This window comes from Comamonas testosteroni (assembly GCF_000761245.1).
GTDB classification, from domain to species: Bacteria; Pseudomonadota; Gammaproteobacteria; order Burkholderiales; family Burkholderiaceae_C; genus Comamonas; species Comamonas testosteroni_C.
The window spans coordinates 1-21430 of sequence record NZ_AWOR01000062.1 but is presented as its reverse complement, the minus strand read 5'-3'; the positions used below and the strand labels follow the sequence as shown (position 1 = coordinate 21430).

Sequence of the window (21430 nt, the reverse complement as noted above, 5' to 3'; positions counted from 1 at the left end):
GCTCCAATCTGTTTGTTCGTTAAAGCCGTTTACACAGCGGCTGCGCCTGCCACGATTTCCGACAACTCGGTCGTAATCGCTGCCTGACGCGTCTTGTTGTAGACCAGCTTCAACTCGCTGATGACGTTGCCGGCGTTGTCGGTAGCGGCCTTCATGGCCACCATGCGCGCCGATTGCTCGGACGCCATGTTTTCCGCAACTGCCTGGTACACGAGGGACTCCACGTAACGAACCAGCAGTTCGTCGATGACGCTCTGAGCGTCAGGTTCGTAGATGTATTCCCAGGATGCACCCGTCTTCTCGGCTTGCAATTTTTCGGACGACAGGGGGAGCAGTTGCTCCACCACCGACTCCTGCTTCATGGTGTTGATGAACTTGGTGTACGCCAGGTACACCGAGCTCAGCTTGCCTTCAGCATATTGGTCCAGCAACACCTTGACAGGCCCGATGAGCTTGTCGAGGTGAGGCGTGTCGCCCAAGCCTGTAGCGTGAGAGACCACCTTGGCACCGACACGGTTCAGGAAACCCAGTCCCTTGCCGCCAATGGCCACTGCATCTGTCGCAACACCCGCATCCTGCAGTTCGCGCAACTTGTTGGTGACGACACGCAACACGTTGGTGTTCATGCCGCCGCACAAACCCTTGTCGGTCGTCACCACGATGACGCCGACCTTCTTGGCATCGTTCACTTGCATGAACGGATGCACATATTCAGGGTTAGCTTCGCCAAGATGGGCTGCAATGTTGCGGATTTTTTCGCTATATGGACGGGCAGCCAGCATCCGGTCCTGCGCCTTGCGCATTTTGGATGCAGCCACCATTTCCATGGCTTTGGTGATCTTCTTGGTGTTTTCCACCGATTTGATCTTGCCGCGTATTTCCTTACCTGCTGCCATGATGACTCCTCGCCGGTATTAAGCGAAGGACTTCTTGAATGCAGTAATGGCTGCAGTCAGTTCAGCTTCGTCCTTGCCTTCCTTGTCGAAAGCACGCTTTTCGTTCAGACGGTCGAGCAAAGCGCCGTGGCTGGTCTTCAGGAACTGGTGCAGACCAGATTCGAAAGGCAGCACTTGCTTGACTTCGATGTCGTCCATGAAGCCCTTGTTCACTGCGAACAGCGAAGAAGCCATCAGAGCGGTCGACAGGGGCGAGTACTGAGCCTGCTTGAGCAGTTCGGTCACGCGGGCACCGCGGTCCAGCTGCTTGCGGGTTGCATCGTCCAGGTCGGAGGCGAACTGCGCGAAGGCAGCCAGTTCACGGTACTGAGCCAGGTCGGTACGGATACCGCCGGACAGGCCCTTCACAACCTTGGTCTGAGCAGCACCACCCACGCGGGACACCGAAATACCGGCGTTGATAGCGGGGCGCACGCCAGCGTTGAACAGGCTGGTTTCCAGGAAGATCTGGCCGTCAGTAATCGAAATCACGTTCGTGGGAACGAAGGCGGACACGTCGCCAGCCTGTGTTTCGATGATAGGCAGAGCGGTCAGAGAACCGGTCTTGCCCTTGACTTCACCCTTGGTGAATGCTTCGACGTAGTCGGCGTTCACACGAGCGGCACGCTCCAGCAGACGGCTGTGGAGATAGAACACGTCGCCGGGGAAGGCTTCACGTCCGGGAGGACGGCGCAGCAGCAGCGAAACTTGACGGTAGGCCACAGCTTGCTTGGACAGATCGTCATAAACGATCAGAGCGTCTTCGCCGCGGTCGCGGAAGTACTCGCCCATCGTGCAGCCGGAGTAGGCCGACACGTACTGCATGGCAGCGGATTCGGAGGCGGTAGCAGCCACGACGATGGTGTATTCCATCGCGCCAGCTTGTTCCAGCGCGCGCACCACGTTCTTGATCGAAGAAGCCTTCTGACCAATAGCAACGTACACGCAGATAACGCCCTGGCCCTTCTGGTTGATGATGGCGTCGATAGCGACAGCCGTCTTACCAGTCTGACGGTCACCAATGATCAGTTCACGCTGACCACGGCCCACGGGAACCATGGAGTCGATGGACTTGATACCGGTTTGCAGGGGCTGATCCACGGATTGACGTGCGATCACGCCAGGAGCGACCTTCTCGATCACGTCCGTCATCTTGGCGTTGATGGGGCCCTTGCCGTCGATAGGCTGACCCAGGGCGTTCACCACGCGGCCGACCAGCTCGGGGCCCACGGGCACTTCCAGGATACGGCCGGTGCACTTGACGGTGTTGCCTTCTGCGATGTGCTCGTAAGCACCCAGAATCACGGCGCCCACGGAGTCGCGCTCCAGGTTCAGAGCCAGACCGTAAGTGGGTTGACCGTCGGCGCCTGCGGGGAATTCCAGCATTTCGCCAGCCATCACGTCCGACAGGCCGTGCACGCGCACGATACCGTCAGTCACCGACACCACGGTGCCTTGGTTACGGACGTCAGTGCTAGCAGCCAGCCCTTCGATGCGGCTCTTGATCAGTTCAGAAATTTCTGCGGGATTGAGTTGCATGACTCTTTCCTTCTTTCTTGTGTGTTAGCCGAGACCTCAAGCGCATTACGCGGTGAGGGCCGCTTTCATTTGTTCCAGACGGGCCTTGACGGAGGTGTCCAGCACCTCGTCGCCCACCACGACGCGAACGCCACCGATCAGCGATTCATCGAGCTTCACGGTGAGATTCAGCTTGCGGCCAAAGCGCTTTTGCAGCGTGGCGCCAAGCTCGGCCAGCGCTGCATCCTCAATCGGGAAAGCGCTGTACACCACGGCATCCGAAGAGCCGCTCTTGCTGTTCACGAGGCTGCGGAACTGGGCTGCCACTTCAGGCAGCACGTCCAGACGGCCGTTTTCGAGGACCACATGCAGGAAGTTGCGTGCGGACTCGGGCAATGCCGACTTGGCCACACCCGTGATGAGATCGAACACTTGCGCGCCGCTCACATTGGGGTTGCCGGCCAGTTGGCGCAATTGCGGGTTGGCGGCAATCGCCGCCAATTCCTCCACCCAAGCGACAGTGCTGTTCAAATCCGCGCCTTGATCGGCGCAGGCTTTGAACAATGCTTCAGCGTAAGGGCGGGCAATGGTGGCGAGTTCTGCCATTTTTTGCTTTCCTTACAGCTCTGTCTTCAGGCGGTTCAGCAGATCAGCGTGGATACCGGCATTGACTTCCTTCTTCAGGATCTGCTCGGCACCCTTGACGGCCAGCGTTGCCACTTGCTCACGCAGGGCTTCACGGGCAGCAATGGCTTGCTGGTCAGCTTCGGCGCGGGCAGCAGCAACAATCTTGTTGCCTTCTTCTGTCGCGCGAGCCTTGGCTTCTTCAATGATGGCCTGGGCGCGGCGTTCGGCGTCCGCAAGCCGCGAAGCTGTTTCGTTGCGCGTCTGGGCCAATTCCTGCTCGACGCGCTTGTTGACAGCGGTCAGTTCGGTCTTGGCCTTGTCGGCAGCAGCGAGGCCATCGGCGATTTTCTGGGCTCGCTCATCCAGTGCCTTCGCGATCGGGGGCCACACGAACTTCATCGTGAACAGCGCCAGAACCAGGAAAACACCAAGCTGAACGAACAGGGTCGCGTTAATACTCACGGCAACACCTTTCTATTTAGGGCGTTGAACGGAGCTTAGGCAACCAGTTGGAAGGGGTTGGCGAAGGCGAACAGCAGAGCGATAGCCACACCGATCAGGAAGGCGGCGTCGATCAGACCAGCCAAGATGAACATCTTGGTTTGCAGTTCGTTGATCAGCTCAGGCTGACGTGCCGAGGATTCCAGGAACTTGCCACCCATCAGAGCGATACCGATCGAAGCGCCGATAGCGCCCAGACCAACAATCAGACCACAAGCCAGAGCGACGAGACCGAGAACGTTTTCCATGATGACTCCTAGGGATTAAAGGAAGGTTGAGTGAAATAAAGGATTTCAGTGAGCTTCATGTGCTTGGCCGAGGTAAATCAGCGTCAGCATCATGAAAATGAAGGCTTGCAGGGTAATGATCAGGATGTGGAAGATCGCCCAGATCGAACCTGCAATGATGTGCCCCACGGGGAGCAACACACCGGAAAGCGACATGGCAGCCGCACCGCCCATCAAGGCGATCAGACAGAACACCAACTCACCAGCGTACATATTGCCGAACAGTCGCATACCGTGCGAAACCGTCTTGGCAATGTATTCAATGATTTGCATGGCCAGGTTCACAACACCCAGGATCACAGCAAACACGGGATTCTTAGAGGTACCGAACGGAGCGGTCACCAGTTCGTGAGCCCAGCCGCCCAGGCCCTTGATCTTCACCGAGTAGATCAGGCACAGCACCAGCACGCCGGTCGACAGACCCAGAGTGGTGGACAGGTCGGCGGTAGGCACGACACGCAGGTAGGCGTGCGAGTCGCCCTGGGCGGTCTGCCACAGCACGGGCAGCAGATCCACAGGCAGCATGTCCATGGCGTTCATCGCGAAGATCCAGACGAACACGGTCAGTGCCAGAGGAGCGATGAACTTGCGAGATTGGGCGTTGTGAATATTGGCCTTGGCCTGGTTGTCCACCATCTCGACCAGCATTTCCACTGCGGCCTGGAAGCGACCGGGAACGCCGGAAGTCGCCTTGCGGGCAGCCAGCCAGAGGACGAACAGGCACAAAGCGCCCAGAGTCACACTCACGGCAATCGAATCCAGATTGAACACGGAGAAGTCGATGATGGACTTCTGCTTGATGTTCTGGAGGTGTTGCAAGTGGTGAACGATGTATTCACTTGCAGTTGGTGCGTGCGCTTCTGCGGCCATCGGTCAACTTCTCTCAAATATCAATCGGTTTTTGGACACTGGATCGCACCAGAAGCGCAACCCAATACGTTTTCATCACAACAATCAAGCCAACCAGCAGCGCCAGCCAGCTCAGGTCAGGAACCAGCTTGGGTGCAGCCGCCAACATGGCAATGCACAGCACCAGCTTCACCAGCTCCCAACCGAAAATCCCTGCCATGGCGCCACCGGCACCTCCCGGCCGCTGACGAACCACGCCTCTTGCAAACAGCGCCGCGGGCAACACGACCGCCAGCGCTCCATACGCTGCCGACCAGCCTACGGCTGCACGCCCCGTGATCAACCACGACAGCAAAGCCACGATAACGCCTACCAGCGTCTGAACCATGACGATGCGCCAGACCGAAACCTGCGGAAAGCGCGAACGCCATGCAGAGGCTTCTTGTGCAGTCAGGGGCTTGAAGTCTTCGACTTCGTCCTCATCCTGGAAATCAGCGGGCATGTTTGTCATGTTTTCTTTCGCACCGCTGACCAAGCAAGACTTTTTTACAAAGCCTCTGATTATAAGTAAAAACCCCCGTCGTTAGATAGGGGTTGATACTGTCATGCGCAAAACGTCTTTGACAAGACCTGAGGGTTGTCGCCGAGTGACAACATTTGCCACCCGCAGCTTTGGTGCGGCGCGAGTGTGCCTCAATTGAAAAACCTGATTGCCCTGAATTGTCTGCCTGCACCCAGGGGCTTTGAGGGTTTGCAGGCTCTGGCCATCCATCGATTAGGCCCACGCACGCATGGCTGCGCGGTGTGGCGCACAATCTTTCTTACTCATTGACAGGCTGTTTCACTAACGGCAATTTTTCATTTCAGCCAAGGATTCTTCATGAGCGACACGCCCAACACCTCTGCCGCCAACGAGAACGGTCAGCAAGAAGACCCGCGCAAGGATTCGCTGATCGAGTACCCGAGCCAGTTTCCCATCAAGGTCATGGGCGTCAAGAATGAGCATCTGGTGCATGAAATCACCAAGATCGCCGAAAAATTCGACCCCAGCTTTGACGCCAGCACAGTGGAGCTGCGCCCCAGCTCCGGCGGCAACTACCTGGGCGTGACCATCACCATCACGGCCACCAGCCGCGAGCAGCTGGACGATACCTACCGCGCACTGACCTCTCACCCCCTGGTGAAGGTCGTGCTGTGAGCGACAGCGCGATTGCTTCTGCCTTGCCCCTGCCTGAGCCTATGGACCTGCGCTTTCTGGGGCGCACCGGCTATGAAGCTGCGGTGGTCGCGATGCAGGAGTTCACGCGCACCCGCAACGCGGGCACGCGTGACGAACTCTGGATTTGTGAGCACTCACCGCATTTCACACAGGGGCTGGCCGGCAAGATCGAAAATGTTCTGAACCCCGGTGATATTCCCGTGGTCGCCACCAATCGCGGCGGCCAGGTAACCTATCATGGCCCCGGTCAGGTGGTGGCCTATCCGCTGCTGGATCTGCAGCGCATGGGCTACTTCGTCAAAGAGTATGTGTACCGGCTGGAAGATGCGGTGATCCGCACGCTGGATCATTTCGGCGTTACCGGCCACCGCGTGGCAGGCGCCCCCGGCATCTATGTGCGCCTGGACGACCCGCGCAGCCACGCCATGCTGGAGCAGCGCCCGCAGCACCGCGAAGCGGGCAGCCCGGCGCCCGAGCCGCATTTCGAGGGTCTGGGCAAGATTGCCGCCCTGGGCATCAAGGTCAGCCGCCACAGTACCTACCACGGAGTGGCCCTCAATGTCGATATGGATTTGGAACCTTATTTGCGAATCAACCCTTGCGGATACGCAGGGCTGAGGACGGTGGACCTTTCTACAATCGGCGTACAGACAACCTGGGACGAGGCCGCATCCGTGCTGGGCCGCCAGCTGAAGGCGCGTCTCTCTCCCTGAAGGCAAGATCATGAGCACCAATGAAGTCGTGCGCGAAGCGCAGTCCGCCGAAAACTACAACCCGCTGGCCAAGCAGAAGGCTGCTGCCAAGCTGGCGCGCATCCCCGTGAAGGTGGAGCAGGCCGAAGTCCTGAAGAAACCCGAGTGGATTCGCGTCAAGGCCGGCAGCCCCAGCACACGCTTTTATGAGATCAAGGACATTCTGCGCAAGAACAACTTGCACACGGTCTGCGAGGAAGCCAGCTGCCCGAATATTGGCGAGTGCTTTGGCAAGGGCACGGCCACCTTCATGATCATGGGCGACAAGTGCACGCGCCGCTGCCCCTTCTGCGACGTGGGCCATGGCCGCCCCGATCCGCTGGATGTGGACGAGCCGCTGAACCTGGCGCGCACCATTGCCGCGCTGCGCCTGAAGTACGTGGTGATCACCAGCGTGGACCGCGACGACCTGCGCGACGGCGGCTCGGGCCACTTTGTGGAGTGCATCAAGAACATCCGCGAACTCTCGCCCGAGACGCAGATCGAAATCCTGGTGCCCGACTTCCGCGGCCGTGACGACCGCGCGCTGGAGATCCTCAAGTCGGCTCCGCCCGATGTGATGAACCACAATCTGGAAACCGCACCGCGCCTGTACAAGGAAGCGCGCCCCGGCTCCGACTATCAGTTCAGCCTGAACCTGCTCAAGAAGTTCAAGGAGCTGCACCCCAGCGTGCCGACCAAGAGCGGCATCATGGTGGGCCTGGGCGAGACGGACGAGGAAATCCTGCAGGTGATGCGCGACATGCGCGCCCACAACATCGACATGCTGACCATCGGCCAGTATCTGGCCCCCACCAACAGCCACCTGCCCGTGCGCCGCTATGTGCACCCCGACACCTTCAAGATGTTCGAGCAAGAGGCCTACAAGATGGGCTTCACCCATGCCGCCGTCGGCGCCATGGTGCGCTCGAGCTACCACGCCGATCAGCAGGCGCATGCTGCAGGCGTCTGAGCGCCGAAGAAAGTGCTCACCCACAAGCAGCCCCTGGGGCTGCTTTTTTCATGGCCGGACGCGATGGGCAGTGCTGGGCGCTCCAGGATTTCCCAAAAAATAAAGCTCCTGAATAAGGAGCTTGATGCGCTTTTCCCGCAACGATTACATAGCTATTTCATAGCAGGATCATTGCAGATCGTGCGTTAAAAGCTATGAATTTTGAATAACTCACTGTTTGCATCGAAAAAACGCCTGGCTAACCGGCAAACCGCTGGCTGGCAAAAACGACTGCAGGCTGAACAGGCCCGACGAGTCGCCCCACGATGAAACTGAGCAATGCAGCACTTGATACCCCACCAGAGTCCTGCGCTGCAAGCTGGACGAATGTTAACATCAAATGAGAATCAATATCAATTAATTCTCACTTCCGACAAGAAGAAATCTGTAAACACCTGTTTTGCAGCCATTTCGCAACCGTTGACACCTGCCACCACGGCGCACGCTGGTTTCAGCAACACTGCAGCACCAGCCGCCCCCGGTCGAAGCGACGTGCGCGCAGATCGTCCCGGCGCATCCAAAGATAGACCTGGCCTCCGCCACCCCAGCCCAGCCCAGCCCATGCCACCTTTTTCATCGTTGCCGATCTGCAGCAGCAAAAGCCGCTGCGCTGCAATATTGCGCACAGCCAGCGTGGCCTCGTTCGCGTAGGGGTCGCCATCACCCAGCAATGCCCCGCAGCCACCAACGCGCATTCGGCCTGTATATCACCCTGGACGGGCGTGGGCCTGCCGCCGATGCGGAGGCAACCGCCATCCTCTCCACCGCTGCTGGCAGCGTTTTGTGCCTCATCAAACCACCATTTGACAAAGCGGTCACGCTGCCCTTCATCAAGCGCCAGGCCCTGTGAGCCCCACTGAGCGCTCTGCAGAAGCAAGGCCGTGACACACGGCATACAGTCCGCAGGCATGCGGTTCGCAGGCCAGGAGCGAGCCGGCATCGATCGGGCCGCTCTAGCAGCGCCTGATGGCTGCGGGCGCCGCTCAAGCGCAGTATCCCCCTCAGAGAAGATCAGCTTCAGCGCACAGGCATCGGCATCGGCAGGATCGAACCCCAGGGCTGCTCCGGCAGGTCGTAGAAGACGGACCGCAGTCCAGACTCGGGGAAATCCGCATCCAGAGCCCCGGCGCAGCAGGCTTCGGTGAAGTTGATCTGCACCACAAAGCTCAGCGAAAAAGTGCTGTCAATTCTTGCGACGTGCTGCCAGGCCTCTTCGCGAAACAGCTGGACTTGCTTTGGCCTGGCCCATCGCCAGCGGCCGTCGGGGGCAACGCTGTCTTCGCGATGGGGCTTCACCCGCAGCTCATGGTCCGGATAGCGCCCTCGCTTGGGCCGGGCCACACCGGCAGGCAGGTCGGGACAGCCGCCAAGTCTGGTGCTGCCGGGCGCAATCTGCGCTTCATCCTCCACCGCAGTGGCCTGCAGCCACACAGCCGGCCTGACTTGCGCAGCCAGTTGCAGCGCAAGCGCTGCATCTTCTAGCACCGGCCCTCAAAGGCACGGGCGACTGCCTGCAAATCTGCGTAATTCATCCATCCCTTTTCTGCCTGCCTCGAGGTCGCAGCCCGGGTTCTTCAGGGCGCCAGCATCTGCACCGGGCATTCGCTGACCAGCACCTCGCCAGCCCAGGGTGCAAGCTTGCTGCAGTCCGAACGCAGCACCTCCTGCTTGACGGCCAGAATCTGCGCGGGGTGCATGGAAAAGCTGCGCAGGCCCAGGCCCAAAAGCAGCCGGGTCATGCTCAGATCACCGGCCATTTCGCCGCAAACGCAGACTTCCTTGCCTGCCGCATTGGCTGCTGCGATGACCTCGGCCACCAGACGCAGCACGGCAGGATGCATGGGGTCGTAGAGATGGGCCACGGTTTCGTCGGCACGGTCGATGGCCAGCGTGTACTGGATCAGGTCGTTGGTGCCGATGGACAGAAAGTCGAAATATTGGAGAAAGCTGCGCACCGTCAGGGCGGCCGCCGGAATCTCGATCATGGCACCCAGCTTGACCGGCCCGTAGGCCACGCCGCGCACATCGAGCTCATGCTGCGCCTGGCGCAACTGGGCCAGGGTCTGCTCTATCTCGCTGCGATGGGCCAGCATGGGAAACAGCAGCTTGATCTGCCCATGCGCCGCAGCGCGCAAAATGGCGCGCAGCTGGGTGCGGAACATGACGGGATCGGCCAGACTCCAGCGTATGGCACGCAGGCCCAGCGCGGGGTTGAGGTAGTAGTCCTTGGGTTGTGCCTTGTCCAGCGGCTTGTCGGCCCCCACATCCAGCGTACGGATGGTGACCGGCATGCCTTGCATGCCGTCGATGGCCTCGCGATAGGCGCGGTACTGCTCTTCCTCCCCGGGCAGATTGCCGCTGCGCCCCATGAACAGAAACTCGGTACGGAACAGTCCCACCCCGACTGCGCCAGCACGTACGGCAGCAGCTCCGTCACTGGGCTGCTCGATATTGGCCAGCAACTCCACCTTCTGCCCATCCATGGTGATGGACGGCGTGTAACGCAGACGGGTCAGACGCTCGCGCTCCAGCTCGGTCTGGCGCTGGCGAAAGCTGTACTCCGCCAGGATGATGGGCGTGGGGTCCACGATGACCACGCCCTCGTTGCCGTCGATGATGACCCAGTCATCCTGGCGAATCAGCTGGCTTGCGGCCCGCGCACCAACCACGGCCGGAATATCCATGCTGCGTGCGACGATGGCCGTATGGCTGGTCTTGCCGCCCACGGCGGTGATGAAGCCCGCAAAGACCTTGCTCTTGAACTGCAGCATGTCCGCTGGCGACAGGTCTTGCGCCACCAGCACCAGCGGGGTTTCCGTGGTGACATCGAGTGACAGCTGCTGTCCATCCGCTGCAAGCGTGGCGCCGGCCGGTGCCAACGGGGGCGCAACCTGCGCGATCGGACTGGCCGCGCCCTTCATATGGCGCAGAATGCGCTCCACAACCTGCTCCAGATCGGCCTTGCGCTCGCGCAGGTACTCGTCGTCCATCTCGTCGAACTGGCGCGAGACGATTTCCAGCTGCGTGGTCAGCGCCCATTCGGCGTTGTACAGACGCTCCGAGATCCAGTTGCGGATGGCCTCGGCCAGTGCCTGGTCCTGCAGCAGCATCAGATGCACATCGAGCAGCGCATCCAGCTCTCCGGGCGCATCCTTGGGCATTTCTTCCTGAAGCCGGCGAAGCTCGTCAATCACCGCATTGCGTGCCGTGCGGGCACGCTGGATCTCCGACTCCACCTGGTCGGGCCGGATGAAGTAATGCACCACTTCCATGCGACTGGAGGCCACAACGACCGCGCGCCCGATGGCAATCCCCCGGGAGACGGCCAAGCCGTGGATGGCAAATGTCATAGCGAATGCCCCTTCGCGAATTTCGCGATTGCTTTTTTGCTTGCTTCTTGCTCTTTTTTTGCAGCAGACAGCGCCAACTATCGCTGCACTACAGCATCAAAAATGCTCTACTTCATTGACAGCAAGACCTTGCCTGCTATCAAAAGAGCTAACTGTCGAGCTGCCACCTGCTCGCGGTCAAGCCGCGGCACAGGTGAAGCAGTTTCTACTGGCCTTCGCCAAACTTGTCGTTGATCAGGGCCACCAGCGCATCCGTGGCTTCCTGCTCCTGCGCGCCATCGGTTTCCAGCTCCAGCTCGGAGCCTATGCCCGCCGCCAGCATCATCACGCCCATGATGCTCTTGGCATTGACGCGGCGCTCGCCCTTGGTCAGCCAGACTTCGCAGGGGAAGCTTCCGGCCAGCTTGGTGAGCTTGGCCGATGCACGGGCATGCAGGCCCAGTTTATTGCTGATGGTGATATTGGTCTTGATCATTGGAAGGTCGTGCGCTTTGATTCTGTCGGGAACTGCCGGCTACCTGCATCACCCCCTGGCTGCCGCCCACCATGGCCCGCGAAACCAGGGCATCCAGCGGCTCATGCCGATAGCCGATGGAGCGCAAAAGCATGGGCAGGTTCACACCCGCCACCAGCCTGGCCTGCAACAAGCCCGTGAGACGCTGGGCCACATTGCATGGGGTGGCGCCAAACAGATCGGTCAGCACCAGAGTCGGCGCATCCAGTCCGCCATGTGCCACCAGCATGGCCAGGGCGCGCTCCAGCGTGGCCTCGGGCGCCTCTTCAGAAGGCACGTCCAGGGCCAGCAAATCGTCAGCGCTGTCGGCAAACACATGCAGGGCGCATTCGCGCAATGCAGCGGCCAAAGGAGCGTGAGTGAGCAAAAGAATGCGCGTGGTCATGTAGTCACAGTTCTTGAAAGCAAATTATGGCCTGTTGCCGCCATCAACAAGGGCAATGAGGTGGATGAAGCGCAAAGCTCATGATCTGGATGAGCCTTATTGCAATTGCAGACCCGAAAAAAACATCTCGGCCTCGGCAGACCTGAGCTTGTCGGCGTAGATCACGGCGTGATAGACCCTGGCCCCACTGCCCTCAAGGCGAGCAAACCAAAGGCCATGCCCCACCACCTTCTGCCCCCGGGGGCCAAGTCCCTCGAAGGTCATGCGCAGGGACTGCGGCAGATTCAACGTGCCCTTGGGCACCCACAGGCCATCGCCCCTGGCATCGAGCCTTGCGGCGGCACCGTCTGCCGACCTCAGTTGCGCCAGCACTGCTTGCTGCCAGAACGTCAGAGCCTCGGCGGCGCGCGCAGGCTCGGCCACGGCGAAATGCGAAACCGCATAGGTCGCGCCCTGAGCCTCGCAGCCCACGACCGACAGCGGCACCTGGCCCAGCCCCAGCGCTATCGGCCGGGTGGCCGTCTGCGCATCGCAGGGCAAGAGTGCCTGCAGCGGCGCATCCTTGAGCTGGATGGTGCGCCAATTCAGCGCCGGGCTGCAGGCGGCCAGCAGCGCGCAGCTGACCAGCAGCGTCGCAGCCCAGAGTCCGGTTTTCTTCATGACCCATTATCGGCAGCGGCATGGGCCCGGCCTGTCACGCAAGCCTAGGGTTGACCCGTGGGTCAAGCAGTAAGAACTGAACTTTCGGCGTGTTTGGCACACCAAACCACAGATCAGCAAGGTGCTGAAGATTTGTGCACAATCAATCTCTATGGCAAGCAAACATTGGATCGCAGGCATTGTGGCGGCGGCCGTCATCGGCGTCGGAGCCTGGGTGTATTCGGGTGCGGGGCAGACCGCGGCGCCGCAATCGACATTTGTGCTGCTGGACGGCAGCCAGAAAACCACCGCGGACCTCAAGGGCAAGGTGACGCTGGTGAACTTCTGGGCCACCAGCTGCACCACCTGCGTGGCAGAGATGCCCGAGATCATCAGCACCTACCAGAAGTACCAGAGCAAGGGCTTTGACACCCTGGCCGTGGCCATGAGCTACGACCCGCCCAGCTATGTCGTGAACTTTGTCGAATCGCGCAAGCTGCCCTTCCAGGTCGCGCTGGACAACACCGGCAACGTGGCCAAGGCCTGGGGCGATGTGCAACTCACCCCCACCACCTTCATCGTCAACAAGCGCGGCGAAATCGTGAAGAGCTATATCGGCGCCCCCGACTTTGAGCAGTTGCACAAGCTGATCGAGAAGCTGCTGGCCGAGCCGGCGAACGCCTGAGCTCATTCAAAAACATAGCTGACTGCGCGCTCTGCCACTCGATTTCAAGATGAAATCGTGCTGAAATCAGCCGCCATCAAGCGCAAGGCGCTCATAAAAAAACCGGCAATGCCGGTTTTTTTGCGTCTGCTTGATGCAGGACAGTCTTGGCTTACTTATTGCGGAAGCTGTCGTGGCAGCTCTTGCAGCTATTGGCAGCCGGGCCGAAAGCCGTCTTGAGATTGTCCAGATTGCCGGTCTTGGCGGCAGCGTTGAGCTTGACGACTTCTGCTTCCATCTTGCCCGACAGGTCATGGAACTTGGCCTGCTCCTTCCACACCTCGGGCTTGGCCTTGCCGCCTTCGGTGCCGGCGCCGAAGCCGGCCCAGGGCAGCTTGGACATGAAGGCCACGACCTCAGCACTTTCCTGAGCGCTCTTGGCATCGAAGGGCATCTTGCCGTTGGCCATGGCGCCCAGGCGACCGAAATGCGTGCCCAGCACGCTCAGGGCGCTCTGGCGGTATTTGATGGCATCTTCAGCCTTGGCGAACTGGGCCGAGGCAGGCAGGGCCACGGTGGCAACCACAGCAGCGAATGCCAGAGTGGAAAAAGCTTTCATCGGGGTATCCTTTCTTGGTTCTGCAGCCTGCCGCAGGCGGCTGCCTGACCAGTATGGCAGAGTCACCCAAAGGCCGCGATTTGGGCTTGCAGCCTTGCCAGGGCACAATGTCCGGGTCCATCAGCCATGAAAAAGCCATGACAGAGTCCACCACGCAAGCCGCCACGGAAATCCACAGAATTCGGATCTGGGACCTGCCCACCCGCCTGTTTCACTGGCTGCTGGCGATCTGCATCGTGGCCCTGGTGATCACCGCCAAGATGGGCGGCAATGCCATGAACTGGCATCTGCTGCTGGGACAGGTCGTGCTGGCCCTGCTGATCTTTCGCATTCTCTGGGGACTGGTGGGCGGGTACTGGTCGCGCTTTGGCAGCTTCATCCCTTCCGCGGCAGCCATGAGACGCTATCTCAGTGGCGCGTCGACCACACAGGACCGCGCAGGCCACAACCCGCTGGGCTCGCTGTCGGTCGTCGCGATGCTCGCCGTGCTGATGGCGCAGATCGCAAGCGGGCTGATGAGCGATGACGAAATTGCCTTCAGCGGGCCTTTGACCCGTTTTGTCTCTGGCGAGCTGATCTCCAAGGCCACCGACTACCACGCCCATTGGGGCCAGTACCTGATTTACGCACTGGTCGCACTGCATCTGCTGGCCCTCATCGGCTACAGCCTCAAGGGCGACAAACTGGTCCCAGCCATGGTCACAGGCGACAAATGCCTGGCCGAACCCGTCGCTGCGAGCCGCGACACCGCCAGCACCCGCGCGCTGGCTGCTCTGCTGGCCGTGGTGGCAAGCTGTCTTTCCTGGTGGGTCCATCAACTGGGTCAGAGTGCTGCTTTCTGAGTTCTGACGACGCAGCCTGCGCTTTAACCATGTAAAGCACTTGCCGCTACACTGGGCCTTTTCATCATTGCCTAGTTGCCGTGGACAAGCCTGCCGTGGACTTGCTGACGCCCAGCCTGGAGGAAATGGGTGCTGTGCGCCAGATCTTTCAGGAGTATGCGGACAGCCTGAACATCGACCTGGAATTTCAAGGATTCGAATCCGAAATCGCCGATCTGCCCGGCGACTATGCCCAACCCCGCGGCCAGATCCTGCTGGCCCATGTGGACGGCGCCCTCGCCGGCTGCTGCGCGCTGCGTCCCCTCGATGATTGCGACTACCCCAATGCGGCCGAGATGAAGCGCCTGTATGTGCGCAAGCCCTTTCGCGGCTTCGGCCTGGGCCGCCAGCTGGCCGAAGCCATGCTGGACGTGGCGCGCCGGAGCGGCTACGACCATGTGCTGCTCGACACGCTCGATGATATGGAATCCGCCCGCGCGCTGTATGTGGACCTGGGCTTCGAGTCCATCGCACCCTACTATCACAACCCGCTTCCTGGCGCGCACTACCTCAAGGCCAATCTTTTCTGAGCCCGGATGCGAAAAAGGCATTGCCAAGCTGGCAATGCCTTTTTTCTGTGGCGTCGCGCAAAGCCGCCTTGCGGCGAGAACATCATTCCCGCGCGCAGCAGCTCAGGGCTTCAGCCATCAAGCCTTGGCCTGAGCCAGCATGGTGCCGGCATCGCTGACTTCAAACTTGCCGGGAGCTTCCACGTTCAGGGTCGCAACCTTGCCGTCCTTGACCAGCATGGAAAAGCGATTGGCGCGCAGGCCCAGGCCCTTGCCGTTCAGGTCCAGCGTCAGACCGGTCGCCTTGGCGAATGCCGCATCGCCATCGGCAATCATGCGCACCTTGCCAGCCACCTTCTGATCGCGGCCCCAGGCGCCCATCACGAAAGCATCGTTCACGGACAGGCACCAGATTTCGTCCACGCCGGCAGCCTTGAGCTCTTCAGCCTGGGCCACATAGCCTGGCAGGTGCTTTTCGGAGCAGGTGGGCGTGAACGCGCCAGGCACGGCAAACACGGCAATAGTCTTGCCGGCCAGAGCCTCAGGCAACTTCACGGGGTTGGGACCAAGGCTGCAGCCATTGCCTTCCACTTCCACATATTCCATCAAGGTCACTGCGGGCAGGGCATCACCAACTTTAATCATGACTATCTCCTTTGTTGCAAAGCAAGGACCGCGTTCTTGGCGGCCCAAATAAAAAAACGACCCACAGCATTGTGGGTCGTTTTCAAGGGCTTTGCAGCCGGCGGGCCTGGTTAGGCTTACACCAGAGCAGCCTTTTGAACCAAGCGGGTAGCAACCCAGTTCTTGGTCTTGGAGAGAGGACGGCTCTCGGTGATTTCAACCACGTCGCCCAGCTTGTACTCACCTTGCTCGTCGTGAGCGTGGTACTTGCTCGACTTGATCATGATCTTGTCGTAGATGGGGTGCTTGACGCGGCGTTCCACCAGAACGGTCACAGTCTTGGCACGCTTGTCGCTGACCACCTTGCCAATCAAGGTGCGCTTGAGGGATGTTTTAGCTTCCGTCATGTCGGCTCCTTACTTGGCGGCTTGCTTTTCAGCAAGGATGGTCTTGGCACGAGCGATGTCACGGCGTGTAGCCTTGATGGTCGCAGTATTGCCCAGTTGTTGCGTGGCCTTTTGCATGCGCAGACCGAAGTGAGCCTTTTGCAGGGACTTCACTTCAGCTTCCAGACCAGCCACGTCTTTTTGGCGGAGTTCAGCAGATTTCGTCATGTTGATCTCCTTAAGCACCAATGTGACGGGACACGAAGGTCGTGCGCAGAGGCAGCTTTGCAGCAGCCAGGCGGAACGCTTCACGGGCCAGCTCTTCAGGCACACCCACGATTTCGTAGATCACCTTGCCGGGCTGGATTTCGGCCACGTAGTACTCGGGGTTACCCTTACCGTTACCCATACGCACTTCGGCGGGCTTGGTAGAGATGGGCTTGTCCGGGAACACGCGGATCCAGATACGACCACCACGCTTGACGTGACGGGAAATTGCACGACGTGCAGCTTCGATCTGGCGTGCGGTCAGACGACCACGGTCAGTAGACTTCAAACCGAAATCGCCGAAGGCAACGGAGTTGCCACGGGTAGCGATGCCGGTGTTGCGGCCTTTTTGTTCCTTACGGAACTTGCGGCGTGCAGGTTGCAGCATGTTTATTCTCCTTTACCGTCCGCTGCTGTAGCGGGCGCGTCGGCCTTACGAACGCGCTTAACGGAATCAGCACCAGCGCCAGCAGGCTTGTCGCTGCCATCGGCAGGAGCGGCATTGGTGCCTGCGGGACGACGGCCACCACGGCCAGCGCCATCACGGCCATCACGGCGACCGTCACGACGGGGACCACGGGGACGACGCTCGTCTTCAGGACGGGGCGTTTCCACGGCGGGCAGATCGTTACGGCCCAGGGTGTCACCCTTGTAGACCCAGACCTTCACGCCGATGATGCCGTAAGTCGTCTTGGCTTCGGAGAAGCCGTAGTCGATGTCGGCACGCAGAGTGTGCAGAGGCACGCGGCCTTCGCGGTACCACTCGGTACGAGCAATTTCGATACCGTTCAGACGACCGGAAGACATGATCTTGATGCCTTGAGCACCCAGACGCATGGCGTTCTGCATGGCACGCTTCATGGCGCGGCGGAACATGATGCGCTTTTCCAGCTGTTGGCAGATGGAGTCAGCGATCAGCTTGGCATCGATTTCGGGCTTGCGCACTTCTTCGATGTTCACAGCCACGGGCACGCCCAGGCGAGCAGCGAGTTCCTTCTTCAGGGCCTCGATGTCTTCACCCTTCTTGCCGATCACCACGCCCGGACGAGCCGAGAAAATGGTGATGCGGGCGTTCTTGGCAGGACGCTCGATCAGAACGCGAGCCACGGCAGCGTTCTTCAGCTTGGCCTTCAGGTACTCGCGCACCTTGATGTCTTCGGCCAGCATGCCGGCGAAGTCACGGTTGCTAGCGTACCAGCGGCTTGCCCAGTTGCGGCTCACCGCCAGACGGAAGCCGGTAGGATGGATTTTCTGTCCCATATTCTTCCTTAAGGCCTCAGTTACCCACTGTCACATAGATGTGGCAGGTAGGCTTGCTGATGCGGTTGCCACGGCCCTTGGCGCGAGCAGTGAAACGCTTGAGCGTAGTGCCTTGCTCGACGTAGATGGTCTTGACCTTCAGTTCGTCGATATCGGCGCCGTCGTTGTGCTCAGCGTTGGCGATAGCGGATTCCAGAACCTTCTTCACGATCACAGCAGCTTTTTTCTGTGTGAACTGGAGAATGTTCAGAGCTTGATCCACCTTCTTGCCGCGGATCAGATCCGCGACCAGGCGACCCTTGTCAACAGACAGGCGGACGCCACGGAGAACAGCACGTGTTTCAGACATGTTCTATTCCTTACTTCTTGGCTTTCTTGTCCGCAGGGTGACCCTTGAAGGTACGAGTCAGCGCGAATTCACCCAGCTTGTGGCCAACCATCTGGTCAGTCACATAAACCGGCACGTGTTGCTTGCCGTTGTGCACGGCGATGGTCAGACCGATGAACTCGGGCAGAACCATGGAGCGACGCGACCAAGTCTTCACTGGCTTCTTGTCCTTGGTGGCGACGGCCTTTTCGACCTTAGCCAGCAAGTGATGGTCAACAAACGGACCCTTTTTAAGAGAACGAGTCATTTGCTACCCCTTACTTCTTACGGCGCGACACGATCATTGTCTGTGTGCGCTTGTTGTTACGGGTACGGTAGCCCTTCGTCAGATTGCCCCATGGGTCAACTGGGTGACGGCCTTCACCGGTCTTACCTTCACCACCACCGTGCGGGTGGTCGACAGGGTTCATGACCGTACCGCGGACGGTAGGACGAATACCCATCCAACGCTTCACACCGGCCTTGCCCAGACGGCGCAGGCTGTGTTCTTCGTTGGCAACTTCACCGATGGTGGCGCGGCACTCGATGTGCACCTTGCGGACTTCGCCCGAACGCATACGCACTTGAGCGTAGATGCCTTCGCGAGCCAGCAGAGTGGCAGAGGTACCAGCCGAGCGAGCGATCTGAGCACCGGCACCGATCTTCAGTTCGATGCAGTGGATGGTCGAGCCCACGGGGATGTTGCGGATAGGCAGGGTGTTGCCCACGCGGATAGGAGCTTCGGAGCCGCTGATGATGGTAGCGCCGACTTCCAGGTTGCGAGGAGCAATGACGTAGCGACGCTCGCCGTCTGCATAGCACACCAGAGCGATGTGAGCAGTACGGTTGGGGTCGTATTCAATGCGCTCAACCTTGGCGGGGATACCGTCCTTGTTGCGCTTGAAGTCCACCACACGGTAGTGGTGCTTGTGACCACCGCCCTTGTGGCGAGTTGTGATGTGACCGTTGTTATTACGACCGGCCTTCTGGAATTGAGCTTCCAGCAGGGGGGCAAAGCCCTCACCCTTGTGCAGGTGGTCGCGAGTAACCTTCACCGCGCCGCGTTGGCCGGGGGTCGTAGGTTTGAGCTTGATAACAGCCATGATTACGCAGCCTCCCCAGACAGGTTCAGCTCTTGACCGGGCTTGAGCATCACGTAAGCCTTGCGCACATTGTCGCGACGGCCCACGGTCTTGCCAAAGCGCTTGGTCTTGCCCTTGGTGTTCACCACAGACACGCCAGCCACTTCAACCTTGAACATCAATTCCACAGCGGCCTTGATTTCGGGCTTGGTAGCGTTCTGCAGCACCTTGAATGTCACAGCATTGGACTTTTCAGCAACCAAAGTGGCCTTTTCGGACACGATGGGAGCGACCAGCACTTGCATCAGACGACCTTCGTCAAACTTGGTAGTGCTCATGCGAACATCTCCTTGAGTTTGTCGATCGCACCCTTGGTGACGAGCACTTTCTTGTAGTGCACCAGCGACACGGGGTCTGCATAGCGCGGCTCAACCACGAACACGTTCTTCAGATTGCGGGATGCCAGGTACAGGTTCTCGTCGATTTCTTCAGCGATCACCATCACCGACGAGGACAGGTTCATAGCCTTGAACTTGTCTGCCAGCACCTTGGTCTTGGGGGTATCCAGCGTCAGGGACTCCACAACTGCCAGACGGCCTTCGCGGGCCAGCTGAGACAGGATGGCAGTCATACCGGCGCGGTACATCTTCTTGTTGATCTTCTGCGAGAAGTTTTCTTCGGGCAGATTCGGGAAGATGCGACCGCCGCCACGCCACAGAGGCGAGGAGGACATACCAGCACGTGCACGGCCTGTACCCTTTTGCTTGAAAGGCTTGGCGGTGGTGTGACGCACTTGTTCACGGTCCTTCTGGGCGCGAGTGCCTTGACGTGCGTTGGCACGGTAGGCAGTCACCAGCTGGTGGACCAGATCTTCGTTGAATTCACGACCGAACACAGTCTCGGGAGCTTCCACCTTGGAAGCGGCCTGGCCTTGTTCATTCAGGAGTTCGAGCTGCATTAGTTCGCTCCTTTGGAAGCTTTAGCCTTGATCGCGGGGCGCACGGAAACGAAGCCGCCCTTGGCACCAGGAATGGCACCCTTGATCAACAGCAGTTGGCGTGCTTCGTCGATACGAACCACGTCGAGGTTTTGAGTAGTGACGGTTTCGTCGCCCATGTGGCCAGTCATACGCTTACCGGGGAACACGCGACCGGGGTCTTGTGCCATACCGATAGAACCGGGAACATTGTGCGAACGGCTGTTACCGTGCGAAGCGCGCTGCGAACTGAAGTTGTGGCGCTTGATCGTGCCGGCGTAACCCTTACCGATGGAGGTGCCTTGCACGTCCACCTTCTGGCCAACGCTGAACAGTTCTGCCACAGGCAGAACGGCACCAGCGGCATACTTGCCAGCGGTTTCATCAGTCACGCGGAATTCACGGGTCACTTCACCGGCTTCGACACCCGCCTTGGCGAGGTGGCCGGCTTGAGGCTTGGTCACGCGAGAAGCCTTGCGTGCACCGAAAGTGACCTGCAGGGCCACATAGCCATCGTTCTCTTGGGTTTTGACCTGAGTCACGCGGTTGTTAGAAACATCCACCACTGTGACAGGCACTGCGTCCCCATCATCAGTGAACAGACGCATCATGCCCACCTTGCGACCCAGCAACCCCAGGGAGTTGCTCAGACTCATTTGTTTGCTCCAAAACTTTTGCCGCTGAAACTGCAATTGGCCCAGCGTTGTGCTTTAGCAATCATGCCTAGCACACAAAAGAAGGTTAATAAAACTTCGCATCAAAAGCGAAGCTCCAAATTTTAACGCGAACTGCTTTTTCAAGCAAGTTCGCGTTAAACAAAGACCCTTAAAAGCCTCTTGCGAGGCTTCCAAAACTCTTATTGCAGTTTGATCTCGACGTCCACACCTGCGGGCAGGTCCAGCTTCATCAGAGCGTCAACAGTCTTGTCAGTCGGATCCACGATGTCCATCAGACGCTGGTGCGTACGGATTTCGAACTGGTCACGGCTGGTCTTGTTGACGTGAGGCGAACGCAGGATGTCGAAGCGCTTCATGCGTGTCGGCAGGGGCACGGGACCCTTGACGATGGCGCCGGTACGCTTGGCGGTATCAACGATTTCGGCTGCAGACTGATCGATCAGCTTGTAATCGAAAGCCTTCAGACGGATGCGGATTTTTTGCTTAGACATTGTTAATTCCTAGCTTTTCTAAGAATTAGGCAATGATCGTGGCAACCACACCGGCGCCCA

Annotated in this window: 32 protein-coding genes; 6 read left to right on the top strand and 26 right to left on the bottom strand. The window is 59.5% G+C overall.

What is annotated here, in order from left to right; translation table 11 throughout:
• Positions 1 to 29: 29 nt before the first annotated feature.
• From atpG to P353_RS18045, 7 genes are read right to left on the bottom strand one after another with little or no spacing between them, the layout of a single operon-like run.
• A complete protein-coding gene (atpG, locus tag P353_RS18075) occupies positions 30 to 896 on the bottom strand; it encodes a F0F1 ATP synthase subunit gamma (protein ID WP_034372537.1) in 867 nt (288 codons plus the stop codon).
• An 18-nt stretch (positions 897 to 914) separates the two neighbouring features.
• Complete coding sequence (atpA, locus tag P353_RS18070; protein WP_003081692.1) at positions 915 to 2474, bottom strand: F0F1 ATP synthase subunit alpha; 1560 nt, start codon at positions 2472 to 2474, stop codon at positions 915 to 917.
• Between the two features lie 45 nt (positions 2475 to 2519).
• On the bottom strand, positions 2520 to 3059 hold the full coding sequence (locus P353_RS18065) for a F0F1 ATP synthase subunit delta (RefSeq protein WP_034372534.1): 540 nt from the start codon (positions 3057 to 3059) through the stop codon (positions 2520 to 2522).
• Positions 3060 to 3071: 12 nt separating this feature from the next.
• Positions 3072 to 3542: a F0F1 ATP synthase subunit B gene (locus tag P353_RS18060; RefSeq protein WP_034372531.1), complete on the bottom strand. Its 471-nt coding sequence runs from the start codon at positions 3540 to 3542 to the stop codon at positions 3072 to 3074.
• A 35-nt stretch (positions 3543 to 3577) separates the two neighbouring features.
• On the bottom strand, positions 3578 to 3829 hold the full coding sequence (gene atpE / locus P353_RS18055; protein ID WP_003059376.1) for a F0F1 ATP synthase subunit C: 252 nt from the start codon (positions 3827 to 3829) through the stop codon (positions 3578 to 3580).
• A 45-nt stretch (positions 3830 to 3874) separates the two neighbouring features.
• Positions 3875 to 4738, bottom strand: a complete 864-nt coding sequence (gene atpB, locus P353_RS18050) for a F0F1 ATP synthase subunit A (protein ID WP_034372528.1) — start codon at positions 4736 to 4738, stop codon at positions 3875 to 3877.
• A gap of 13 nt (positions 4739 to 4751) precedes the next feature.
• Positions 4752 to 5219, bottom strand: coding sequence for an ATP synthase subunit I (locus P353_RS18045; protein ID WP_034372579.1), 468 nt, complete (start codon positions 5217 to 5219; stop codon positions 4752 to 4754).
• A 378-nt stretch (positions 5220 to 5597) separates the two neighbouring features.
• Between P353_RS18045 and P353_RS18040 the strand changes: the two genes are divergently transcribed.
• The 3 genes from P353_RS18040 to lipA are packed head-to-tail and all read left to right on the top strand — an operon-like array spanning position 5598 to position 7640.
• Complete coding sequence (locus P353_RS18040; protein ID WP_003059380.1) at positions 5598 to 5915, top strand: YbeD family protein; 318 nt, start codon at positions 5598 to 5600, stop codon at positions 5913 to 5915.
• Positions 5916 to 5956: 41 nt separating this feature from the next.
• Positions 5957 to 6649, top strand: a complete 693-nt coding sequence (gene lipB / locus P353_RS18035; protein ID WP_034372525.1) for a lipoyl(octanoyl) transferase LipB — start codon at positions 5957 to 5959, stop codon at positions 6647 to 6649.
• Positions 6650 to 6659: 10 nt separating this feature from the next.
• Positions 6660 to 7640: a lipoyl synthase gene (gene lipA, locus P353_RS18030; RefSeq protein ID WP_034372522.1), complete on the top strand. Its 981-nt coding sequence runs from the start codon at positions 6660 to 6662 to the stop codon at positions 7638 to 7640.
• A gap of 490 nt (positions 7641 to 8130) precedes the next feature.
• On the opposite strand, the gene P353_RS30365 is transcribed toward lipA, so the two are convergent.
• The 6 genes from P353_RS30365 to P353_RS18005 form a co-directional block, all read right to left on the bottom strand.
• Positions 8131 to 8574, bottom strand: coding sequence for a DUF1963 domain-containing protein (locus P353_RS30365; RefSeq protein ID WP_420093392.1), 444 nt, complete (start codon positions 8572 to 8574; stop codon positions 8131 to 8133).
• 122 nt (positions 8575 to 8696) lie between these two features.
• Positions 8697 to 9164, bottom strand: coding sequence for a DUF1963 domain-containing protein (locus P353_RS30010; protein WP_232776674.1), 468 nt, complete (start codon positions 9162 to 9164; stop codon positions 8697 to 8699).
• An 89-nt stretch (positions 9165 to 9253) separates the two neighbouring features.
• Complete coding sequence (gene ptsP / locus P353_RS18020) at positions 9254 to 11029, bottom strand: phosphoenolpyruvate--protein phosphotransferase (protein WP_034372519.1); 1776 nt, start codon at positions 11027 to 11029, stop codon at positions 9254 to 9256.
• 205 nt (positions 11030 to 11234) lie between these two features.
• On the bottom strand, positions 11235 to 11504 hold the full coding sequence (locus P353_RS18015) for an HPr family phosphocarrier protein (RefSeq protein ID WP_034359051.1): 270 nt from the start codon (positions 11502 to 11504) through the stop codon (positions 11235 to 11237).
• Positions 11473 to 11928, bottom strand: coding sequence for a PTS sugar transporter subunit IIA (locus P353_RS18010; RefSeq protein ID WP_034359049.1), 456 nt, complete (start codon positions 11926 to 11928; stop codon positions 11473 to 11475). Before P353_RS18010 ends, P353_RS18015 begins: the two co-directional genes overlap by 32 nt.
• 96 nt (positions 11929 to 12024) lie before the next feature.
• Positions 12025 to 12588: a hypothetical protein gene (locus P353_RS18005; protein ID WP_034372516.1), complete on the bottom strand. Its 564-nt coding sequence runs from the start codon at positions 12586 to 12588 to the stop codon at positions 12025 to 12027.
• 151 nt (positions 12589 to 12739) lie between these two features.
• Between P353_RS18005 and P353_RS18000 the strand changes: the two genes are divergently transcribed.
• Positions 12740 to 13252: a TlpA disulfide reductase family protein gene (locus P353_RS18000; RefSeq protein ID WP_034372513.1), complete on the top strand. Its 513-nt coding sequence runs from the start codon at positions 12740 to 12742 to the stop codon at positions 13250 to 13252.
• A 151-nt stretch (positions 13253 to 13403) separates the two neighbouring features.
• On the opposite strand, the gene P353_RS17995 is transcribed toward P353_RS18000, so the two are convergent.
• Positions 13404 to 13850: a c-type cytochrome gene (locus P353_RS17995; protein WP_034372510.1), complete on the bottom strand. Its 447-nt coding sequence runs from the start codon at positions 13848 to 13850 to the stop codon at positions 13404 to 13406.
• Positions 13851 to 13957: 107 nt separating this feature from the next.
• Here P353_RS17995 and P353_RS17990 point away from each other — a divergent pair, with 107 nt between their 5' ends.
• Entirely contained in the window at positions 13958 to 14692 is a 735-nt protein-coding gene (locus P353_RS17990; protein ID WP_080750606.1) for a DUF4017 family protein, read from the top strand.
• An 80-nt stretch (positions 14693 to 14772) separates the two neighbouring features.
• Complete coding sequence (locus P353_RS17985; protein WP_034372505.1) at positions 14773 to 15261, top strand: GNAT family N-acetyltransferase; 489 nt, start codon at positions 14773 to 14775, stop codon at positions 15259 to 15261.
• Between the two features lie 117 nt (positions 15262 to 15378).
• On the opposite strand, the gene P353_RS17980 is transcribed toward P353_RS17985, so the two are convergent.
• The 12 genes from P353_RS17980 to rpsJ form a co-directional block, all read right to left on the bottom strand.
• Positions 15379 to 15885 (bottom strand): peroxiredoxin, encoded by a 507-nt coding sequence (locus P353_RS17980; RefSeq protein ID WP_034372503.1) that lies wholly within the window; start codon positions 15883 to 15885, stop codon positions 15379 to 15381.
• Between the two features lie 116 nt (positions 15886 to 16001).
• Entirely contained in the window at positions 16002 to 16271 is a 270-nt protein-coding gene (gene rpsQ / locus P353_RS17975) for a 30S ribosomal protein S17 (RefSeq protein WP_003059401.1), read from the bottom strand.
• A 9-nt stretch (positions 16272 to 16280) separates the two neighbouring features.
• On the bottom strand, positions 16281 to 16478 hold the full coding sequence (gene rpmC, locus P353_RS17970) for a 50S ribosomal protein L29 (RefSeq protein ID WP_003059403.1): 198 nt from the start codon (positions 16476 to 16478) through the stop codon (positions 16281 to 16283).
• A 10-nt stretch (positions 16479 to 16488) separates the two neighbouring features.
• Positions 16489 to 16905 carry a 50S ribosomal protein L16 gene (rplP, locus tag P353_RS17965; RefSeq protein WP_003059405.1) on the bottom strand — a complete coding sequence of 139 codons (417 nt, stop codon included), beginning with the start codon at positions 16903 to 16905 and terminating at the stop codon, positions 16489 to 16491.
• Between the two features lie 2 nt (positions 16906 to 16907).
• The gene (gene rpsC, locus P353_RS17960) at positions 16908 to 17777 is read right to left on the bottom strand and encodes a 30S ribosomal protein S3 (RefSeq protein ID WP_003059406.1); all 870 of its coding nucleotides are present in this window, start codon (positions 17775 to 17777) and stop codon (positions 16908 to 16910) included.
• Between the two features lie 16 nt (positions 17778 to 17793).
• Complete coding sequence (gene rplV, locus P353_RS17955; RefSeq protein WP_003059408.1) at positions 17794 to 18126, bottom strand: 50S ribosomal protein L22; 333 nt, start codon at positions 18124 to 18126, stop codon at positions 17794 to 17796.
• Positions 18127 to 18136: 10 nt separating this feature from the next.
• Positions 18137 to 18412 carry a 30S ribosomal protein S19 gene (rpsS, locus tag P353_RS17950; RefSeq protein ID WP_010467177.1) on the bottom strand — a complete coding sequence of 92 codons (276 nt, stop codon included), beginning with the start codon at positions 18410 to 18412 and terminating at the stop codon, positions 18137 to 18139.
• A gap of 10 nt (positions 18413 to 18422) precedes the next feature.
• Positions 18423 to 19247, bottom strand: a complete 825-nt coding sequence (gene rplB / locus P353_RS17945; RefSeq protein ID WP_003059414.1) for a 50S ribosomal protein L2 — start codon at positions 19245 to 19247, stop codon at positions 18423 to 18425.
• 2 nt (positions 19248 to 19249) lie between these two features.
• Entirely contained in the window at positions 19250 to 19564 is a 315-nt protein-coding gene (gene rplW, locus P353_RS17940) for a 50S ribosomal protein L23 (RefSeq protein WP_003059415.1), read from the bottom strand.
• On the bottom strand, positions 19561 to 20184 hold the full coding sequence (gene rplD, locus P353_RS17935) for a 50S ribosomal protein L4 (protein ID WP_003059416.1): 624 nt from the start codon (positions 20182 to 20184) through the stop codon (positions 19561 to 19563). Before rplD ends, rplW begins: the two co-directional genes overlap by 4 nt.
• A complete protein-coding gene (rplC, locus tag P353_RS17930) occupies positions 20184 to 20858 on the bottom strand; it encodes a 50S ribosomal protein L3 (RefSeq protein ID WP_003059417.1) in 675 nt (224 codons plus the stop codon). Before rplC ends, rplD begins: the two co-directional genes overlap by 1 nt.
• A 200-nt stretch (positions 20859 to 21058) precedes the next feature.
• Entirely contained in the window at positions 21059 to 21370 is a 312-nt protein-coding gene (gene rpsJ / locus P353_RS17925; protein WP_003059431.1) for a 30S ribosomal protein S10, read from the bottom strand.
• Between the last annotated feature and the right edge of the window lie 60 nt (positions 21371 to 21430).

Excerpts from the sequence above, each read along its gene's own strand:
- rplD (WP_003059416.1), bottom strand. The coding sequence starts at position 20,184 with ATGCAGCTCGAACTCCTGAATGAACAAGGCCAGGCCGCTTCCAAGGTG.
- P353_RS18040 (WP_003059380.1), top strand. The coding sequence starts at position 5,598 with ATGAGCGACACGCCCAACACCTCTGCCGCCAACGAGAACGGTCAGCAA.
- P353_RS18000 (WP_034372513.1), top strand. The coding sequence starts at position 12,740 with ATGGCAAGCAAACATTGGATCGCAGGCATTGTGGCGGCGGCCGTCATC.
- rpsQ (WP_003059401.1), bottom strand. The coding sequence starts at position 16,271 with ATGACGGAAGCTAAAACATCCCTCAAGCGCACCTTGATTGGCAAGGTG.
- P353_RS18005 (WP_034372516.1), bottom strand. The coding sequence starts at position 12,588 with ATGAAGAAAACCGGACTCTGGGCTGCGACGCTGCTGGTCAGCTGCGCG.
- lipB (WP_034372525.1), top strand. The coding sequence starts at position 5,957 with ATGGACCTGCGCTTTCTGGGGCGCACCGGCTATGAAGCTGCGGTGGTC.
- rpmC (WP_003059403.1), bottom strand. The coding sequence starts at position 16,478 with ATGACGAAATCTGCTGAACTCCGCCAAAAAGACGTGGCTGGTCTGGAA.
- atpE (WP_003059376.1), bottom strand. The coding sequence starts at position 3,829 with ATGGAAAACGTTCTCGGTCTCGTCGCTCTGGCTTGTGGTCTGATTGTT.
- rplC (WP_003059417.1), bottom strand. The coding sequence starts at position 20,858 with ATGAGTCTGAGCAACTCCCTGGGGTTGCTGGGTCGCAAGGTGGGCATG.
- ptsP (WP_034372519.1), bottom strand. The coding sequence starts at position 11,029 with ATGACATTTGCCATCCACGGCTTGGCCGTCTCCCGGGGGATTGCCATC.
- P353_RS18010 (WP_034359049.1), bottom strand. The coding sequence starts at position 11,928 with ATGACCACGCGCATTCTTTTGCTCACTCACGCTCCTTTGGCCGCTGCA.
- P353_RS18015 (WP_034359051.1), bottom strand. The coding sequence starts at position 11,504 with ATGATCAAGACCAATATCACCATCAGCAATAAACTGGGCCTGCATGCC.
- P353_RS17995 (WP_034372510.1), bottom strand. The coding sequence starts at position 13,850 with ATGAAAGCTTTTTCCACTCTGGCATTCGCTGCTGTGGTTGCCACCGTG.
- rpsC (WP_003059406.1), bottom strand. The coding sequence starts at position 17,777 with ATGGGACAGAAAATCCATCCTACCGGCTTCCGTCTGGCGGTGAGCCGC.
- P353_RS18045 (WP_034372579.1), bottom strand. The coding sequence starts at position 5,219 with ATGCCCGCTGATTTCCAGGATGAGGACGAAGTCGAAGACTTCAAGCCC.
- P353_RS17980 (WP_034372503.1), bottom strand. The coding sequence starts at position 15,885 with ATGATTAAAGTTGGTGATGCCCTGCCCGCAGTGACCTTGATGGAATAT.
- rpsJ (WP_003059431.1), bottom strand. The coding sequence starts at position 21,370 with ATGTCTAAGCAAAAAATCCGCATCCGTCTGAAGGCTTTCGATTACAAG.
- P353_RS18065 (WP_034372534.1), bottom strand. The coding sequence starts at position 3,059 with ATGGCAGAACTCGCCACCATTGCCCGCCCTTACGCTGAAGCATTGTTC.
- rplB (WP_003059414.1), bottom strand. The coding sequence starts at position 19,247 with ATGGCTGTTATCAAGCTCAAACCTACGACCCCCGGCCAACGCGGCGCG.
- P353_RS17990 (WP_080750606.1), top strand. The coding sequence starts at position 13,958 with ATGTCCGGGTCCATCAGCCATGAAAAAGCCATGACAGAGTCCACCACG.
- atpG (WP_034372537.1), bottom strand. The coding sequence starts at position 896 with ATGGCAGCAGGTAAGGAAATACGCGGCAAGATCAAATCGGTGGAAAAC.
- rplP (WP_003059405.1), bottom strand. The coding sequence starts at position 16,905 with ATGCTGCAACCTGCACGCCGCAAGTTCCGTAAGGAACAAAAAGGCCGC.
- rplV (WP_003059408.1), bottom strand. The coding sequence starts at position 18,126 with ATGTCTGAAACACGTGCTGTTCTCCGTGGCGTCCGCCTGTCTGTTGAC.
- rplW (WP_003059415.1), bottom strand. The coding sequence starts at position 19,564 with ATGAGCACTACCAAGTTTGACGAAGGTCGTCTGATGCAAGTGCTGGTC.
- atpA (WP_003081692.1), bottom strand. The coding sequence starts at position 2,474 with ATGCAACTCAATCCCGCAGAAATTTCTGAACTGATCAAGAGCCGCATC.
- rpsS (WP_010467177.1), bottom strand. The coding sequence starts at position 18,412 with ATGACTCGTTCTCTTAAAAAGGGTCCGTTTGTTGACCATCACTTGCTG.
- lipA (WP_034372522.1), top strand. The coding sequence starts at position 6,660 with ATGAGCACCAATGAAGTCGTGCGCGAAGCGCAGTCCGCCGAAAACTAC.
- atpB (WP_034372528.1), bottom strand. The coding sequence starts at position 4,738 with ATGGCCGCAGAAGCGCACGCACCAACTGCAAGTGAATACATCGTTCAC.
- P353_RS30365 (WP_420093392.1), bottom strand. The coding sequence starts at position 8,574 with ATGCCGTGTGTCACGGCCTTGCTTCTGCAGAGCGCTCAGTGGGGCTCA.